This is a genomic window from Micromonospora sp. Llam0 (genome assembly GCF_003751085.1).
Taxonomy (GTDB): Bacteria; Actinomycetota; Actinomycetes; order Mycobacteriales; family Micromonosporaceae; genus Micromonospora_E.
In genome coordinates this window covers 5,169,188-5,185,928 of sequence record NZ_RJJY01000001.1, presented here as the reverse complement: position 1 = coordinate 5,185,928, position 16,741 = coordinate 5,169,188, and the positions used below count along the sequence as shown (strand labels likewise).

The window sequence follows — 16,741 nt, the reverse complement described above, 5'->3', positions numbered from 1 at the left end:
GACCGGCTACCCCGCTGCGGCCGGCTCGGTGACGGCGCGGATCGCCGCCGCCGTGCCGACCGCGATCTCCTCGACCTCGTCGGCGGAGACGACCAGCGGCGGGCCGAGCAGGATCACGTCCCCGTCGACGCCGTCGGCGCAGCCGGTGCCGCTGTAGAGCAGCAGACCGGCGTGCCGGGCGGCGGCGACCACTCGTTCGGCGACCCGGGCGGTACGGCGGAACGGCCGCGCGGTCTGCCGGTCGGCGACCAGTTCGACGCCGACCAGCAGACCGCGCCCGCGGACGTCCCCGACGTACGGCGAGTCGGCCAGCTCCCGGCGCAGGGCCCGGCGCAGCGACTCGCCGGCCCGGCGGCCGGCCGCGACGAGGTCCCGCTCGCGCAGCACCCGCAGCACCGCCCGGCCGGTGGCCGCGCCGACCAGATGGTGCGAGTAGGTGAAGCCGTGGGTGAACCCGGTGCGCGCGATCGCGTCGTGCACCGGGCCGGAAGCGACGGCCAGCCCCAGCGGCCAGTAGCCCGAACTGGCGCCCTTCGCCGCGACCAGGATGTCCGGGCGTACCCCCCAGTGGTCGACGCCGAACCAGGTGCCGGTACGGCCGAAGCCGGTCATCACCTCGTCGGCGACGAGCAGCACCCCGTACCGGCGGCAGACCTCGGCGACGGCCGGCCAGTAGTCGTCCGGCGGGACGCAGGCGCCCAGCCCGGCCCCGGCGATCGGCTCGGCGATGAACGCCGCCACCGGCCGGGCCCGGCACAGTTCGGCCAGCGCCGCCGCGTGCCGCGCCCCGCAGCCGACCGGATGGGTGTCCGGGAACGGGCAGCGGTACTCGTACGGGGTCGAGGTGTGCGCCGCCTGCCCCAGCCACGGCAGGTACGGCGCGCGCAGCCCGGCCCGGCCGGAGGCGTCCAACGCGCCCCGGGAGTTGCCGTGGTAGGAGCCGACCCGGCCGACGATCAGGTGCCGGTCCTCGCCCCGGGCCAGGTGGTAGGCGCGAACCATCTTCAGCGCGGTCTCCACCGCCTCGCTGCCGCCGGAGACCGGGAAGACCAACGGATCGTCCATCGGCAGTACGGCCGCGAGCTCGGCGGCGTACTCCTCCAGCACGTCGGCGCGGAACATCGAGCCGTGCGCGTACGCGACCGCGCCGGCCTGCTCGGCCTGCGCCCGGACCACCTCGGTGACGCCGTGGCCGATGCCGACGACGATCGCCCCGGCGGCGGCGTCGAGGTAGCGCTTGCCGGTGGTGTCCCACAGCTGCGCACCGGACGCCGAGGCGATCCGTGGCGCGTCGTCGGACACCCGACCGAAGACGTGGCTCATCCCGGTACGGCGACGGACCCGCCAGCTTCGACGGCCCCGCCGGCTTCGACCTTTCCGTTGCCGGTGGCCTGCAGGTCGGCGGCGACCTCGGCGACGGCCGCGCCGAACAGCCGCAGACCGGTCTGCGCCTGGGCCCGGGTGATCACCAGCGGCGGTGACATCCGTACCGCGTTGACGCCGGCCTCCAGCACCAGCAGGCCGCGAGTGAAGGCCGCCTGCTGCACCTGGCCGGCGATCTCACCGGTGGGGAACTCGACGCCGATCATCAGGCCGACCCCGCGTACGTCGACGAGCAGCCGGGGGTACGCCTGCTGCAGCTCGCGCAGCCCGGCGAGCAGGAACTCGCCCTGCGCGGTGGCGTTGTCCAGCAGGCCCTCGTCCTGGATGACCCGCAGGGTGGCGAGGCCGGCGGCGCACGGCACCGGGCTGCCGCCGTAGGTGGAGCCGTGCGCGCCCGGACCCCATCTCTCCATCAGTTCGGACCGGGCCAGGAACGCGCCCAGCGGCAGGCCGGAGGCGATGCCCTTCGCGCTGATCAGGATGTCCGGCTGTACGCCGGTGTGCTCGATCGCCCACATCCGGCCGGTGCGGCCCATGCCGCACTGCACCTCGTCGGCGACGAGCAGGATCCCGTGCTGGTCGCAGATCCGCCGTAGCCGGGCGAGCCAGCCGGCCGGCGGCACGATGAAGCCGCCCTCACCCTGGATCGGTTCGACGAAGATTGCCGCGACCTCGCTCGGATCCACCTGGTGCTCGAAGAGCACCTCCTCGATGAAGTCCAGCGACGCCGGGGCGTAGGGCGCGTGCAGCACGCCGGGCAGCAGCGGGCCGAACCCCTTGTGATACTTGGACTTCGACCCGGTCAGCGTCATCGCCCCGTAGGTGCGGCCGTGGAACGAGCCGTAGAAGCTGATCACGTACTGGCGGCCGGTGGCGTACCGGGACAGCTTCAACGCGCCCTCGACGGCCTCGGCTCCGGAGTTGGTCAGGAAGACCCGTACCGGCCCGTCCATCGGGGCGGTCTCGGCCAGCGCCTGGCACATCTGGCCGTACAGCGGCAGGTAGAAGTCGCTGGCCGAGTAGTGCAGCAGGGTCGCGGCCTGCTGCTGCACCGCCTCGACGACGCTCGGGTGGCAGTGGCCGGTGGAGGTGACCGCGATCCCGGCGTTGAAGTCGAGAAACAGGTTGCCGTCGACGTCTTCGACGACGGCGCCGTGGCCGCGCCGGGGCGCGATCGCGTAGGCGCGGGGCAGCGACGGGCTGGTCACCGCCCGGTCGCGGGCCAGCACTTCGCGGGCCTGCGGGCCGGGCAGTTCGGTGACCAGGTGCGGTTGCGGTCGGTCCGGGTCGAACCAGTCGGGGGTCGTCGTCATGAGGCCACCACCGTCTGCGACTGCTCGCGGAGGAACTGCTGGAGGTAGTACGGTCCGCCGCCGGCTTTGCCGGTGCTGCCGGAGCCCTTCCAGCCGCCGAACGGCTGCACCCCGGGCCAGGCGCCGGTGGTGGCGCCGGCCGGCCGGTTGACGTAGACGACGCCGGCTTCGATCCGGTCGAGGAAGTGGTCGATCTCGCCCTGGTCGGTGGAGAAGAACCCGGCGGTCAGGCCCAGCGGCACGCTGTTGGCCCGGTCCAGGCCCTCGTCGACCGAGTCGACCGGGCTGACCGCCACGAACGGCACGAACAGCTCCCGCTGGAAGAGGTCGTCGTCGGACGGTACGTCGGCGACGACGGCCGGTGCCAGGTAGTAGCCGTCGGGGCGGCCGTCGACCCCGGCGAGCACCTGGCCGCCGGTGACCACCCGGCCGACGGTCGCGGCGTGCGCGACCGCCTCGCCGTAGCGGCGTACGGCGGCGGCGTCGATGACCGGACCGAGGTACGTGTCGCGGGCCAGCGGGTCGCCGACGACCAGTGACTCGGCCCGTTCGGCGAGCCGGGCGACGAACTCGTCGTGGAGTTCGCGCGCCACGTACACCCGGGAGCAGGCCGAACACTTCTGGCCGGAGAAGCCGAACGCGGAGCGGGCGACGCCGGAGACGGCCCGGTCCAGGTCGGCCCGGGCCGAGACGATCGCGGCGTTCTTGCCGCCCATCTCGCAGATCACCGGCCTCGGGTAGGCGCCGGTGAACGCCCGGATGATCGACATGCCGGTCTCGTACGACCCGGTGAAGGTGAGGCCGCCGACGCCGGGGTGCGCCACCAGCGCCCGGCCCGGGTCGTCGCCGCCGGGGAGGAAGTGCGCGACGCCGGTCGGCAGCCCGGCGTCGATCAGACATTCGAAGAACTTCCAGGCCGAGAAGGTGCCCTGCAGGCTGGGCTTGAGCACGAGGGTGTTGCCGGCGACCAGTGCCGCGCCGGCCGGCCCGGCGGTCAACGCCATCGGGAAGTTGAACGGGCTGATCACGGCCCAGACCCCGTACGGCTTGAGCACGCTGCGGGTGGACTCGTTGGCGGCGATGGTCGCCATCGGTTGGTCGAAACCGTGATGCTTGTCGTACATGTCGCAGTAGTAGCGGATCAGGTCGGCCGACTCCTCGACGTCGCCGAGCGCCTCCAGCCGGTTCTTGCCGACCTCCATGCTCATCAGCGCGGCGTACTCGTTGGAGCGGTCGCTGATCAGGTCGGCCGCCCGGCGCAGCACCGCGACCCGGTCCGGCCACGGTGTCGCGGCCCAGCCGGGCGCGGCGGCGTGCGCGGCGGTGACCGCCGCGTCGACGTCCTGGTCGGTGGCGGCGGTGACGGTGGCCAGTTTGAGTGTCACGTCGCCGGGGCTGACCAGCTCGGCTGGGTCGACCCCGGGCCGGGCGGTGCCGTCGACCACCGGGGTCAGGCGTTGGCCCAGCCAGGCGCGCGCCCGGTCCGCGCCGTCCTCGTACGCCGTGTGCAGGTCCTCGTTGTCAGCGGACAGGGTCGCGTAGGTGACCCGGAAACGATCGGCCACGGAAGAACTCCTCTCGGCGGGGCGGCACCCGGTGAAGGGGTGGCAAAAATTCCAGACATCATCGCGTCATGCAGGAAAATCTACTGCGCAACGCGGATCAGAAGCAAGAACTTCGCTGCCGTATCGAGCTCGGGTAGGGCTGCCGACAGACGGGACCGGGGTGCCCGGACCGGCCGTCAGGCCAGCCCGGACACCCCGGTCCGCGGTGCTTCGGTCAGTCAGTCCGGTGTCAGGAGACACCCAGGGTGGACAGGTAGTCCGGGTTTTCCGACAGCCACGCCTCGACGGCGGCCGGCTCGTCACCCTCGTGCACGTTGAACATCAGGTCCTCCAGCGAACCGAGCTGCTGGTCGTCCATCTGGAACTTCTCCAGCATCGCGGTCACCTCGGGGAAGTCCGCGCTGAACCCGGTCCGGGCCAGCGTGGTGATCTCCTCGGCGGTACCCAGGGTGCCCTCCGGGTCGGCCAGGTCCTTCAGCTCGTAGTTCGAGTAGGCCCAGTGCGGGTGCCACAGGGTCACCACGATCGGCTCCTCGTCGCCGATCGCGCTCTGCAGCGCGGCGAGCATCGCCGGGGTGGACGAGGTCCGCAGCTCGTAGTCGTCCAGCCCGTAGGTCGGCATGACGTTGTCCTGGGTGGCGGCGGTCAGACCGGCGCCCGGCTCGATGCCGATGATCTCGTTGTTGAACAGTTCGGCGTTGTCGGCCAGGTCCGCCAGCGAGTCGACCCCGTCCACGTAGGCGGGGACGGCGATGCTCAGGCTGGCGTTGTCGTACCAGACCCCGATCGTCTCCAGGTCGTCGCTGTACTCCTCCATGTAGGAGGCGTGCGTCTGCGGCAGCCAGCCGTCCAGGAACAGGTCGATGTCACCGGAGGCCAGACCGGAGTAGACCACGCCGGCCTCGACGTTGGTCAGCTCGACCTCGTACCCCTCGGCCTCAAGGATGTTCTGCCACAGGTAGGAGGCGGCGATCGCCTCGTCCCAGGCCATGTAGCCGATGGTGATGCTCTTGTCGACGGTGCCGGTACCGGTGTCGCTGTCGCTGTCGGCGTCGCTGCCGCAGGCGGCGAGCCCCAGGGCCAGGGCGGCGGTGGCCGCCACTGCGGCCCGGCGTAGCGGATTGTTGCGGAACATTCGTTGTCGTCCTTCCATCGTGTTGCCATACACCGGCGGACTCGCGGCAGCGAGGCAGGGCGCCGGCACCGGTGACCCTCCCTGCGGGATCTCGGTTCGGTTACGGTGCAGCTCTGGTTCGGTCTTCGGGTCGGTCCGGTCGGACTTGCGGGTCAGGCTTCCTGTAGCGCCCGCTGCGCCTTCGCCGACCGGGTACGGGCCCCGATCGAGTCGGTCAGCCGGTCGAGCACGACGGCCAGGATCACCACGGCTATGCCGCCTTCGAAGCCCTGGCCGACACGGATCCGGGCGAGTGCGGTGTTGATCACTTCGCCGAGGCCGCCGGCCCCGACCATCCCGGCGATGACGACCATCGACAACGCCAGCATGATCACCTGGTTGACCCCTTGCATGATGGTCGGCAGGGCGAGTGGCAGTTTGGTACGGAGCAGGATCGCCCAAGGCGACGCGCCGAACGCCTCACCGGCCTCGATCACCTCGCGGTCGATCTGTCGCAGGCCCAGCTGGGTCAGCCGGACCCCCGGCGGCATACTGAACACCACCGTAGCGATTACCCCGGGGACGGCGCCAATGCCGAAGTAGAAGATCGCCGGGATCAGGTAGACGAACGCAGGCAACGTCTGCATCAGGTCGAGCACCGGGCGGGTCAACGCCGCCATCCGCTGGTTCTCCGCGATCAGGATTCCGAGAGGGACCGCTATCGCCAGCGACAGACCGCTCGCCACCAGCACCAACGCCAGCGTACTCATGGTCTCTTCCCAGTAGGGCATGCCGGCGACGATGCCGAGCCCGACGGCGGTGCCGATGCCGAACTTCCACCCGCGCAGCCACCAGCCGAGCGCCGCGAAGATCAGCACCACGACGATCGCCGGCGGCGCGGTCAGTACGTCGACCAGGGGATCCACCAGCGACTCGACGAAAGTCGAGATCCCGTCGAAGAGCGCACCCAGGTGCTCGGTCGTCCAGTCGACGATGACCTCGAACACCGAACCGATCCTGAGGTACGGCAGGAAGCTGTCAATGCCGTCGGCGGCGTTCATGAGCGGTCTCCCTCCGGGCTCAGCACTGCGTCAGCCGGGGTTGCCTGGTCGGGGACTGTCGCGGTGATGGTGTCCACCTCGCTGGCGCTGGTCGGCTCGGCGTCGTCGCTGGTCCCGTTGCTGCCGGTGTCGCTGCCGATGCTGCCGAGCGCGGTGAGCAGGGTGATCCGGGGGATCACTCCGGTGAGCCGGCCGGTGGTGTCGGTCACAGCGAGCGGATGCGAACTTTCCGCACAGGGGCTGAACAACTCGGCGACCGGGGTGTCTTCCCCGGCGACCCGGACGTGGTCGGTGGTCACCACGTCCTGCAGGTTCGGCCGACCGTCGCGGACCGCCTGGTCGATGACGTCGTCGGAGACCGTACCGAGGAACTGCTTGTTCTTGCCTGTGACATAGATCGCAGAGGTCTGCGTCTCCCGGAGGATCCGGGCGGCGACCCGGGGGCCGGAGTTGACGTCGACGACGCCGAGTGGTCGTTCCATCACCGATGAGGCGGTGAGGATGCGGGTACGGTCGACGTCCGCCACGAACTGCGCGACGTAGTCGTTCGACGGGTCGGTGAGGATCTCCTCGGCGGTGCCGAGCTGGACGATCCGGCCGGAGCGCATCACGGCGATCCGGTCACCGAGGCGCATCGCCTCGTTGAGGTCGTGGGTGATGAAGACGATCGTCTTGCCGAGTTGGGCCTGCAGGTCCAGCAACTGGTCCTGGACCTCGCGGCGGATCAGCGGGTCGAGGGCGGAGAACGCCTCGTCCATCAGCATGATGTCGGTGCCGGCCGCCAACGCTCGGGCCAGGCCGACCCGCTGGCGCATCCCGCCGGACAGCTCCTGGGGCAGTTTGTCCGCCCAGCGGTCCAGACCGACCAGGCGCAGTGCCTCCATCGCCCGCTCCCGCCGTTCGGCGCGGGGCAGCCCGGCTGCCTCCAGCGCGTAGCCGGCGTTCTCCAGCACCGAGCGGTGCGGCAGCAGCGCGAAGTGCTGGAAGACCATGCTGATCTTCTCGCGGCGCAGCTTGCGCAGCGCGGCCGGCTTGAGCTTGGTGAGGTCGACGCCGTCGATCTCGACCGAGCCGCCGGTCGGGGTGAGCAGGCCGTTCAGCATCCGGATCAGGGTGGACTTCCCGGACCCGGAGAGCCCCATCACGACGAAGATCTCGCCGGGCCGGACCTCGAAGTTGGCGTCGACGACGGCGGCGGTGGCACCGCCCAGGTCCGCCGGAGCGTCGGGTTGGCTGGTCTTGAGGCGCTCGAGCGCCTTGTCAGCACGTTTGCCGAAAATTTTGTACAACGATTTCACGACGATTGCGGACACGATCTCCATTCCAACGAATGTCGTGACGCTGGTCCCAATCGACGCACACGGGAGGTGTTCATCGACCGAAATCGAGTCGTCGGACGGTCGGTGGGCAAGTCAAACCAGGTCTGTGGTGGGGGTTTGCACTCGACCATACCCGACGGTCTCCCACGAACGAAAAACATCCCCGTATGGGATGTTTCGGACATCTCGTGCGGAGGGCGGTGCGGATCGGTCCTGCCATTCCAAGGTGTTCCATTGTCGACGGTATCGTCATCGAATCAGGTATGTCGCGACCGGCGCGGCAAAGCCTCTACCGCGCTCACCAGCCCGAGATGCGAGGTATGACGGAAACCTCCGGGTATCCCGGGACAGGCTCGCTGACCTGCGCCGGCCGGCCCGGGGAGTGCTCCGGTGGATGGCCCGTGCCGCAGTCGCCGTCTCTCGTCTCGCCACCTGGATAAAACATTCTCTTCGGTAATTCGGCAAGACCGCTGCTACCTGCTTTCCTGCAGTAGCGGATGGATAGTTCGCGCATAATGCTTACCTCCTTCCGGTAAATCGGATGTTGTAACCCGCAGAATTTGACAACAGGCACGGGAAAGTATCGCGCCAGGTCCGCACCGAATTCGCTTGGAAGGTCTTGCCGGCTTCCGGGCGTCCTCCAGATGTCCGGCAACGTGATGCCACAGGTGCATCATGATTCACCTCCGGCATCAGACTCAACCGGTACCCCGCCCCGTAGCGGTGACGCTACGTAGGGCCAGCCAGCGCGTACCGTCGCCCCGCGTCCCCGCTGGCCTCGCCGGGTTGCACACGCGTCCGGAGGTACTCCGGAAGACCGGCGCCTGTTTACCTGATCATCGGGAAGTCGCATGATCAATGCCGGATCGCCCCCGGCAGGAAGGAAAGCTTTCGGTTCGGCCCTGCGTGGATCATGAAGGCGTCGCGATCCCGATCTGCCGGGTGATCGTCACGTCGGTGATCTCGGTGTCCCTGGCCAGCAGCATCGCCTTGCTGAGGATCACGGCCAGCACATTGTCTCCCTCGAACGGCAGAAACCCGTCGTGGCCGCCGCCCGACCGCGTCGACGACCGGTCCGGCACGATGCACAGGTAGCTGTCGTTCGGGCTCATCAGAATGTTGCCCGACCCCAGATGGATCTTGTAGGTGCGCAGCTCACCCCGGACCACCAGAAACCGGCCGTCGATGCTGGCCTGGCTGCCCACCGCCAGCCGGGGCAGCAGCCGGGCGAGCAGATCCCGGCGGGTCTGCGCCGTCGCCGACAACTCCCCGAAACTGTAGGAAGACCAGTAGTCCCGGAATCGCCCCTGTGGGCCGCCGTCGGACCAGGTCGGGTCGTTGCCGACGCTGGCCACCCCGACGAACAGGTCGACGTCGCGCAGCACCTCGCTGAACACCACCGGTGGCACCTCGTCCAGCGGCAGCGGCTCCGCCGGTGCCCGCTGCTCCCGCGCACCCCACCGGCCGGCGGTGTACCCGCCGCCGGTGGCGTGCGCCACGTTGCCGGGAGCGTCGACCGGGTAGAACCGCACCTGGTCGGTGACCAGCCGCAGGTACGACCCGCTGTCGGTGGTGTCGACGCCGTAGTCGTCGCCGACCCCCTCCACCCAGTACTCTGCCCGCAACCCCCACTGGGGCAACACTCGCGTCGTCGGCGGACAGGTGTCGTCGACCATCAACCGCAGCTTGTCGGCCCACCCCCGGGCGGCGGCGAGCGCGTGGTACTGGTGCTGGCGCAGAACGTGCCCGGCGAACCGGTTCGAGTAGATGCCGGTCGACTCCTCCGCCGGGGTCAGCAGATACACCTCCCGGTGGGCCTGCTTGAACGGCTGCACCACCCGGTGCCGCTCCAGCCACTCCCGCCAGGCGACCACCTCCGGCACCGGCCGCCCGATCGGATGCCACAGCTGTACCACCGCGTCGGCGTCGGCGGACACCGGAGTGTCGTCGACGGTCCGCAGTGCGCCGTCCGCCCAGCCGCACGCCACCCCGTCGACCAGCCAGACCAGCCGCCGGGCCAGGGCGCCGACCAGCGGATGGTCCAGGTACCGCTCCCGCCACACCGACAGGCTCCAACTACGTCGGGCCAGAAAGAGCCGGTCCAGCCGGGCCGACTGCGCCGCCAGCATCCCGGTGACGTCCTTGGCCAGCGCCTTGACGTCGGCCACGACCTGCGGATGGTCGCGCCGTACCGTCGCCGGCGGCGACTTCACCACCCGGCCGGCGTCGTTGTGCCAGGTCACCGCAGCGGCGCCGACGCCGGCCAGCAGCTCGACCCGGCAGCCACCGACCGTCACCTCGTGCCGACCGACGTCGGTCAGGCCGTAGTCGGGGACCGCCAACTCCTCGATTTCGTCGCGGCCGATTCCGAGCGCGGCGGCCCGCGCATCGAGCGCCTTGTCGACCTCGTTGCGGGTGCCCTTGTACGTCAGCCGCGCCGACAACCGGGCCAGTTGGGCCAGCGCGGCGTCACCGTCGAGGCGCCCCAGCACTCCGACCGCCGCGTTGGCGATCTTCGGGCCGGCCGGCCCGATCCCGGGCAGCCGTCGCAGCATCACCTCGACCAGTACGCCGACCTGGCGTACCTGGTCCGCGGTCGGCCCGGTCAGCTCCACCGAGCCAGATCTCGGTGGCGTCGACCCGGCGCGTGGTCAGCGGCACCGTCCCGGTCAGCGCGCTGCTGGCGGGCGAACCCGCAGCAAGTCGGGCCACCACGTCCGCCACGTCGTCGAGCGTGGTCGGCGTCCTGGACACCGGCGCGTCGGCGGCCGGCGACTACACCGCCACCCCGCTGCTCTCCTCCGGATCCTGGGCCGCCGGTTCCTCCTCCGGTGCGTTCACCTACGGCTACCAGGTGCAGGTGCCGGAGACCTCCGGCGGGCTGATGCCGCAGGTCAACCTGTCGTACTCGTCGCAGTCGGTGGACGGGCGGACCTCGGCCACCAACAACCAGGCCTCCTGGATCGGCGATGGCTGGGACTACGCCGCCGGGTCGATCACCCGCAGCTACGCCAACTGCCGGCAGGACTCGAAGAAGGCCGGCTCCAACAACGCCAGCCACCGCACCGGTGACCTGTGCTGGGGGTCGAACAACGCCACCCTGTCGCTGGGCGGAACGACCACCGAACTTGTCTTCGACGACGACGAGCAGACCTGGATCACCGCCAACGGCGACGGCTCCAAGGTGCAGCTACTCAAGGACTCCGGGCTGGCCAACGGCGACGCCGACGGCGAGTACTGGGTGGTCACCACCCGCGACGGCACCCGGCACCACTTCGGTCGGCACCGGCTGCCCGGCTGGTCGTCCGGCGACCCGGTGACCAACTCGGTGCTCACCGCCCCCGTCTACGGCAACCACCCGGGTGAACCCTGCTACCAGGCCGGCAACTGGGCCGGGTCGGCCTGCACCCAGGCGTGGCGCTGGTCCCTCGACTACGTCGAGGACGTCCACGGCAACGCGATGAGCCTGTGGTGGGCGAAGGAGACCAACTACTACGCCCGCAACTTCAACTTCAAGGACCCGGTCCGCTACGACCGGGGCGGCTACCTGACCCGGATCGACTACGGCCAGCGCGCCGACAGCGTCTACTCGGCCGCGCCGCTGGCCCGGGTCTCCTTCACCGTCGCCGAACGCTGCTTCGCTGAAGGCTCGCTGACCTGCACCGAAGCCAACTTCACCAGCACCGACCCGAGCAACTACCGGATCTGGTACGACACCCCGGCCGACCTGCACTGCACCGCTGGGCAGAAGTGCTGGAACGCCTCCCCGGCGTTCTTCACCCGCAAACGCCTCGACCGGATCACCACCTCAGCGCAGCGGCAGCCCGGCTCCACCGCGCTGCAGACCGTCGACGAATACCGGCTCAAGCAGTCCTTCCCGATCCTGCGGACCGGGCTCAACACGGCACTGTGGCTGGAGTCGGTCACCCGTACCGGCTACGGCCGCAGCGGGAACCCCGACGACAAGATCGCCCTCAACGCGGTGCGGTTCGAAGCCAACCCCGACGACATGCCCAACCGGGTACGCCGCGACGACCGGCCCAACTTCTCCCGGCTGCGCATCGGCCGGGTCATCAACGAGTACGGCGGCGAAACCATCGTCACGTACAAGCAGCCGACCGGGGCCTGCGCCACCGGCACCGGCCTGCCCGGCAAGAACGACACCGCCGCGCTGAAGGCCAACACCCGGCTCTGCTATCCGTCCTATTGGCACCCCGACCCGGCAGTCGAGGACATCGACTGGTTCCACAAGTACGTCGTCGACACCGTCGAGGAACTGCCCGCCGTCGACGGTGCCTACCCCACCGTCACCCGGTACTCCTACGCCGACGCCGGCTGGAAACTCGCGGAGCAGGAGTTCACCAAGAAGTCCACCCGCACCTACTCGCGGTTCGCCGGCTTCGGCCAGGTCACCGTGATCACCGGCGACGACGACCCGGCCATCGGCAGCCGCCGGAGCAAGTCCGTCACCCGGTACTTCCGCGGCCTGGGCGACGCCGTCGACGTCCACGACATCGACGGCGTGTTGATCGCCTCCGACGCCGAGCCGTTCGCCGGCCGGATCGCCGAGGAACTCACCTACACCAGCGCCGACGACGCCGACGCGGCGTGGCTGACCCGCAGCGTCACCGTGCCGGCCGCCACCGAACTCGCCCGGCGGGACCGCGACGACGGACTCAGCCCGCTACGCGCCTGGCGGGTCACCGAACCCCGGCAGATCACGTACACCCGATCCTCCGGGACCGGCGACGACACCCGCACTCAACGGGTCGTCGAAGCCCGCACCACCTACGAGACGACGTACGGGCTGCCCACGCACGTCGAGTCCCGAGGCGACACCGGCCGCCCCGGCGACGAGTCCTGCACGTACGTCGACTACCTGCACCGGGCCGACCAGCACATCATCGGGATGACCCGCCAGCTGCGGACCAGCCCGACGCTGTGCGCGGACGCCGACTTCGACGACCTGACCACCCTCAGCTCGGCCAGCCGGGTCGGCTACGACGGCCAGCCGTACGGCACCGCTCTCGCCGCGTCGGCCCGGGCCCTGGTCACCGGCTCCTGGTCGTTGAAGGCCGACGGGTCCGGTTTCCAGAGCGACGGCACCGTCGCCTTCGACACGATCGGCCGGGTGGTGTCCCGCACCGATCCGGACGGTAGGACCTCGACGACCACATTCGAACCGGCCACCGGGCAGGCCTACGAGGTCGTCGAACGCAACTCGCTCGGCCACGAACAGACCGTCGAGGTCGACCCGGGTCGCGGTGTCGCCGTACGCAGCACCGACCCGAACGGGCACGTCAGCCAGTCGACCTACGACCCGCTCGGCCGGCTCGTCGAAGTCTGGGCGCCCGGACGGACCCCGACCGCCGGCGCGGTCCCGGACTTCAGCGCCGAATACCACCTGCCGGCCGGCAAACCGCCGTACGTGGTCACCCGCAGCCGCGGCCACGAGAACCGGGTCGAAACCGCCGTCACCCTCTACGACGGGGTCGGCCGGGAACGGCAGAGCCAACAGGAAGCCGTCGGCGGCGGCCGGCTGATCAGCGACACGCTCTACAACACCTCCGGTGAGGTGTGGCAGACCAACAACGCCTACTACGCCGAGGGCGCACCGAGCGGTGGGCTGTTCACCCCGCTCGCCGACACCGCCGTGCCGAACGCCACCCGCTACACCTACGACGGTCTCGGCCGGGTCGTCACCGAGATGCCGGTGCTGCGCGGCACGGAAGCACCGGAGCGGGCAACCCGCTACGAGTACGGTACCGACCACTCCACCGTGATCAACCCGGCTGGCTCGCCGTCGTACCGGACCTACTCGGACGCCATCGGCCGCACCGTCCGGGTCGACACGTTCACCGACGCCGCGCGCACCGAGTTCACCACCATGCGGTACGGCTACCACCCGCGCGGCCAGCTGGCGTCGGCCACCCACTCCGCCGACCCGGACCACCCGTGGACCTGGAGCTACGACCAGCGCGGCCGGCTCGTCACCGCCAACGACCCGGACTCCGGCAGCACAACGCTGACGTACGACCACCGGGACCGGCCGCTGACCTCGACGAACGCGCGTGGCGTGACGGTGTGGAACGGTTACGACGAACTGTCCCGGCCGACGCAGCAGCGGCTCGACGGGCCGGGCGGGACGTTGCTGGCCGAGTACGGCTACGACACCGCGCCGGGTGGCATCGGGCTGCCGGCGGCCGCGACCCGCTACACCGACGGGTTGGCGTACACGCAGCAGGTCGGTGGTTACACCGACGACTACCAGCCGACGACGTTGACGTTGCCGCAGTCGGTCGCCGACATGTGGGGTCTGGCGGAGTCCTACACGTACGGCTACGCGTACACCGACACCGGGCTGCCGGCGTCGGTCGATCTGCCGGCGGTGGGTCGGATGCCGGCAGAGCAGGTGCTGGTCCGGTACACGGCCGACGGGTTGCCGCTGTCGGTGTCCGGGCAGGACTGGTACGGCGCGGAGACGGTCTACTCGCCGTACGGGCAGGTGCTGCGGTCGACGTTGGGCGCGCAGCCGCACCGGGTGTGGACGACGGCGTCGTACGACGACGCCAGTGGCGCGTTGACCGATCAGCGGGTGTTCCGGGAGCAGACCGGTGATCAGGCGATCGTCGGCGGGAACCTGGTGTCGCACCGGTCGTACGGCTACGACGCGGCCGGTAACGTCACCGCGATCCGGGAGCACGCGGCCGGCATTCAGGAGCGGCAGTGTTTCGGCTATGACCCGCTGGGCCGGTTGACCGAGGCGTGGACGGCGGCTGATCAGACTTCGTGCGCGGTGGCGCCGGCTGCCGCGTCGGTGGCGGCGGGTGCGGACGGGGCCGGGTACTGGCAGCGGTACTCCTATGACCTGCTCGGTAACCGGTCGGAGTTGGTGGAGAAGGACCTGGGTGGTGACACCGGGAAGGACGCGACGACGACGTACGGCTACGGCGGCGCGGACGGGGCGCAGCCGCGCACGTTGACGTCGGTCCGTAAGGATTATGTGACGCCGGCGGGTGCGCAGGTGACCGCCGAGGCCGAGCGGTTGTACGAGGCGACCGGTGAGACGCGGTCGGTGCGGTCGGTGTCTTCCGGTGACGTGCAGGAGCTGACCTGGACCTACGACGGTCAGGTGGAGCGGATCGCCGGTCAGGGCGGTGGTGGCGGGACCGCCTATGTGGGTGTGGTGGGTAAGTGTCTGGATCTGCAGGCGGGGTTCGCGGTCTCCGGTCAGCAGGTGCAGTTGTACGAGTGCAACGGCACGACGGCGCAGCGGTGGTCGTTCACGGTGGTGGACGGGCAGCCGGATTCCGATCTGGGCACGTTGCGGGTGTACGACGACTGGTGTGTCCAGCCGGACGGGGACACGGCGGGTTCGCTGGTGCAGTTGCAACGCTGTGACGGCACGGCCGTTCAGCGGTTGACCCGTACGGTGGCCGGGCAGTTGCGGCACACCGGGTCCGGTCTGTGTCTGGCGGTCGATGGTGGTGCGACCGCGAACTCGACGCCGGTCGTGTTGGCCGTGTGTGATGCTGCCGCGACCGGTCAGGTGTGGTCGGCGCAGGACGAGACCCGGCACGTCTACGGTCCGGACGGGGCGCGGTTGCTGACCGTGCAGGACCGGCGGGCGACGCTGCACCTGGGTGACGCGGTGGTCACGGTGGCCGCTGGTGGGGTGAACGTCAACAGTCAGCGCAGCTACGCGGTGCCGGGTGGCAGCATGCTGCGGTACGCCTACGGATCCGCGTCGGTCCAGTTGGCGGCGGTCGCGACCGATCATCAGGGCAGCCCGTACGCGGAGGTCGGTTCGACCCTGGCGGGGATGCCGGTACGGATCCTGAAGCGGGATCCGTTCGGTAACCCCCGCGCGGTCGACGTGTTGGCCACGAATCTGAAGACCCGGGCCGGGTTCCTGGGCGCGACCCCGGACGAGGCGTCCGGCTACACCCCGTTGGGTGCCCGCCTGTACGACCCGGTGGTGGGCCGGTTCCTGTCGGCTGACCCGGTGCTGGATCTGGCGGACCCGTTGCAGTCCAACGGGTACGCGTACGCGCACAACAATCCGGTCACCCACGCCGACCCGTCGGGTCTGTCGATCAGCCTGACCGCGTCGGAGCGGGCGGCGGCGTTGGCCGGGGTGGGTCTGTCCACCGCCCAGGTTGCCCAGGCCCAGTCGGCCGCCGGCCGGACCATGACCTCGGTCATCCTGTCGGTGGCCTGGGACGTGCTCAAGGAGTTCATCGGCCTCAACGCAGCGCTGGGCTGCTTCGGCGGCGACGTGTGGTCCTGCGTCGACCTGATCACCGAGTTCGTACCCGCCATCAAACTGTTCAAAGCGTTCGGCCGGATCGTCAAGGCCGTCGAACGTACCTTCTCCGCGATCAGGGCCTGGCAGAAAGCGAAAACGGCAGCCCAGGCGGTGCTGCGGGCGGCCCGCGCCGCCGAGACCGTGGCGTTGAACGCGAAGAAGGCGGCTGCCGAGCGGGCGAAACGCGCCGCGCAGGCCGCCGCGAAGAAAGCCGCCGACAAGGCCAACACCACCAGCAACCGCGCGGTCAACGCGTCCAAGAAGACCGGCAACCCCGTCCAGAAACAAGCCCAGGCCAAAACCAACCCCAAAGCCTCCACCAGCAGCGGAGGCGGCGGCCGGGCCAGCTCAAAACCCGGCGGCAACACCGGCGCCAGCTCACGCTCCAACGGCGGATCCAGCGGCGGCGGCGGTAAGCTAGGGAGTGAAGAAGGTGGGACCAAACTATATCGAGCGCCACACCGGGGAAATAAGGACGCTGAGGCAAATGGACTTGATCCCGCCAACCATCCGGATAATGGCAGACATCCCGGAACAGCCTATCTCGGCGACACCGAGGAGGTGGCTCAGCAGTACGCCGTACAAGGAATTTACGAAGATGGCTACTGGGAGTACAGCATGAAACCAGAATTCGAAACACACTTTCCCGCATCCCAGTATCGACGCACCCACGACAAT

The 16,741-nt window shown here is 69.9% G+C and carries 7 protein-coding genes and 1 pseudogene; 1 reads left to right on the top strand and 7 read right to left on the bottom strand.

The window, feature by feature from the left end; genetic code table 11:
- Positions 1-6 precede the first annotated feature (6 nt).
- From EDC02_RS22570 to EDC02_RS22540, 7 genes are all read right to left on the bottom strand, one after another.
- Positions 7-1,323 (bottom strand): aspartate aminotransferase family protein, encoded by a 1,317-nt coding sequence (locus tag EDC02_RS22570; RefSeq protein ID WP_123603685.1) that lies wholly within the window; start codon positions 1,321-1,323, stop codon positions 7-9.
- On the bottom strand, positions 1,320-2,696 hold the full coding sequence (locus EDC02_RS22565; protein WP_123603684.1) for an aminotransferase class III-fold pyridoxal phosphate-dependent enzyme: 1,377 nt from the start codon (positions 2,694-2,696) through the stop codon (positions 1,320-1,322). Before EDC02_RS22565 ends, EDC02_RS22570 begins: the two co-directional genes overlap by 4 nt.
- Complete coding sequence (locus EDC02_RS22560; protein WP_123603683.1) at positions 2,693-4,261, bottom strand: aldehyde dehydrogenase family protein; 1,569 nt, start codon at positions 4,259-4,261, stop codon at positions 2,693-2,695. The genes EDC02_RS22565 and EDC02_RS22560 overlap by 4 nt, the downstream gene beginning before the upstream one ends.
- 229 nt (positions 4,262-4,490) lie before the next feature.
- A complete protein-coding gene (locus tag EDC02_RS22555; RefSeq protein WP_123603682.1) occupies positions 4,491-5,396 on the bottom strand; it encodes a glycine betaine ABC transporter substrate-binding protein in 906 nt (301 codons plus the stop codon).
- Positions 5,397-5,548: 152 nt separating this feature from the next.
- Entirely contained in the window at positions 5,549-6,436 is an 888-nt protein-coding gene (locus EDC02_RS22550; RefSeq protein WP_123603681.1) for a proline/glycine betaine ABC transporter permease, read from the bottom strand.
- A complete protein-coding gene (locus EDC02_RS22545; RefSeq protein WP_123603680.1) occupies positions 6,433-7,758 on the bottom strand; it encodes a glycine betaine/L-proline ABC transporter ATP-binding protein in 1,326 nt (441 codons plus the stop codon). The genes EDC02_RS22550 and EDC02_RS22545 overlap by 4 nt, the downstream gene beginning before the upstream one ends.
- Positions 7,759-8,666: 908 nt before the next feature.
- Entirely contained in the window at positions 8,667-10,310 is a 1,644-nt protein-coding gene (locus tag EDC02_RS22540; RefSeq protein ID WP_123605051.1) for a DUF4132 domain-containing protein, read from the bottom strand.
- On the opposite strand from EDC02_RS22540, the pseudogene EDC02_RS22535 reads away from it, so the two are divergent.
- Positions 10,274-16,642, top strand: a pseudogene (locus EDC02_RS22535) (ricin-type beta-trefoil lectin domain protein); the annotation flags it as partial. The gene EDC02_RS22540 and the pseudogene EDC02_RS22535 overlap by 37 nt on opposite strands.
- Positions 16,643-16,741: the final 99 nt, after the last annotated feature.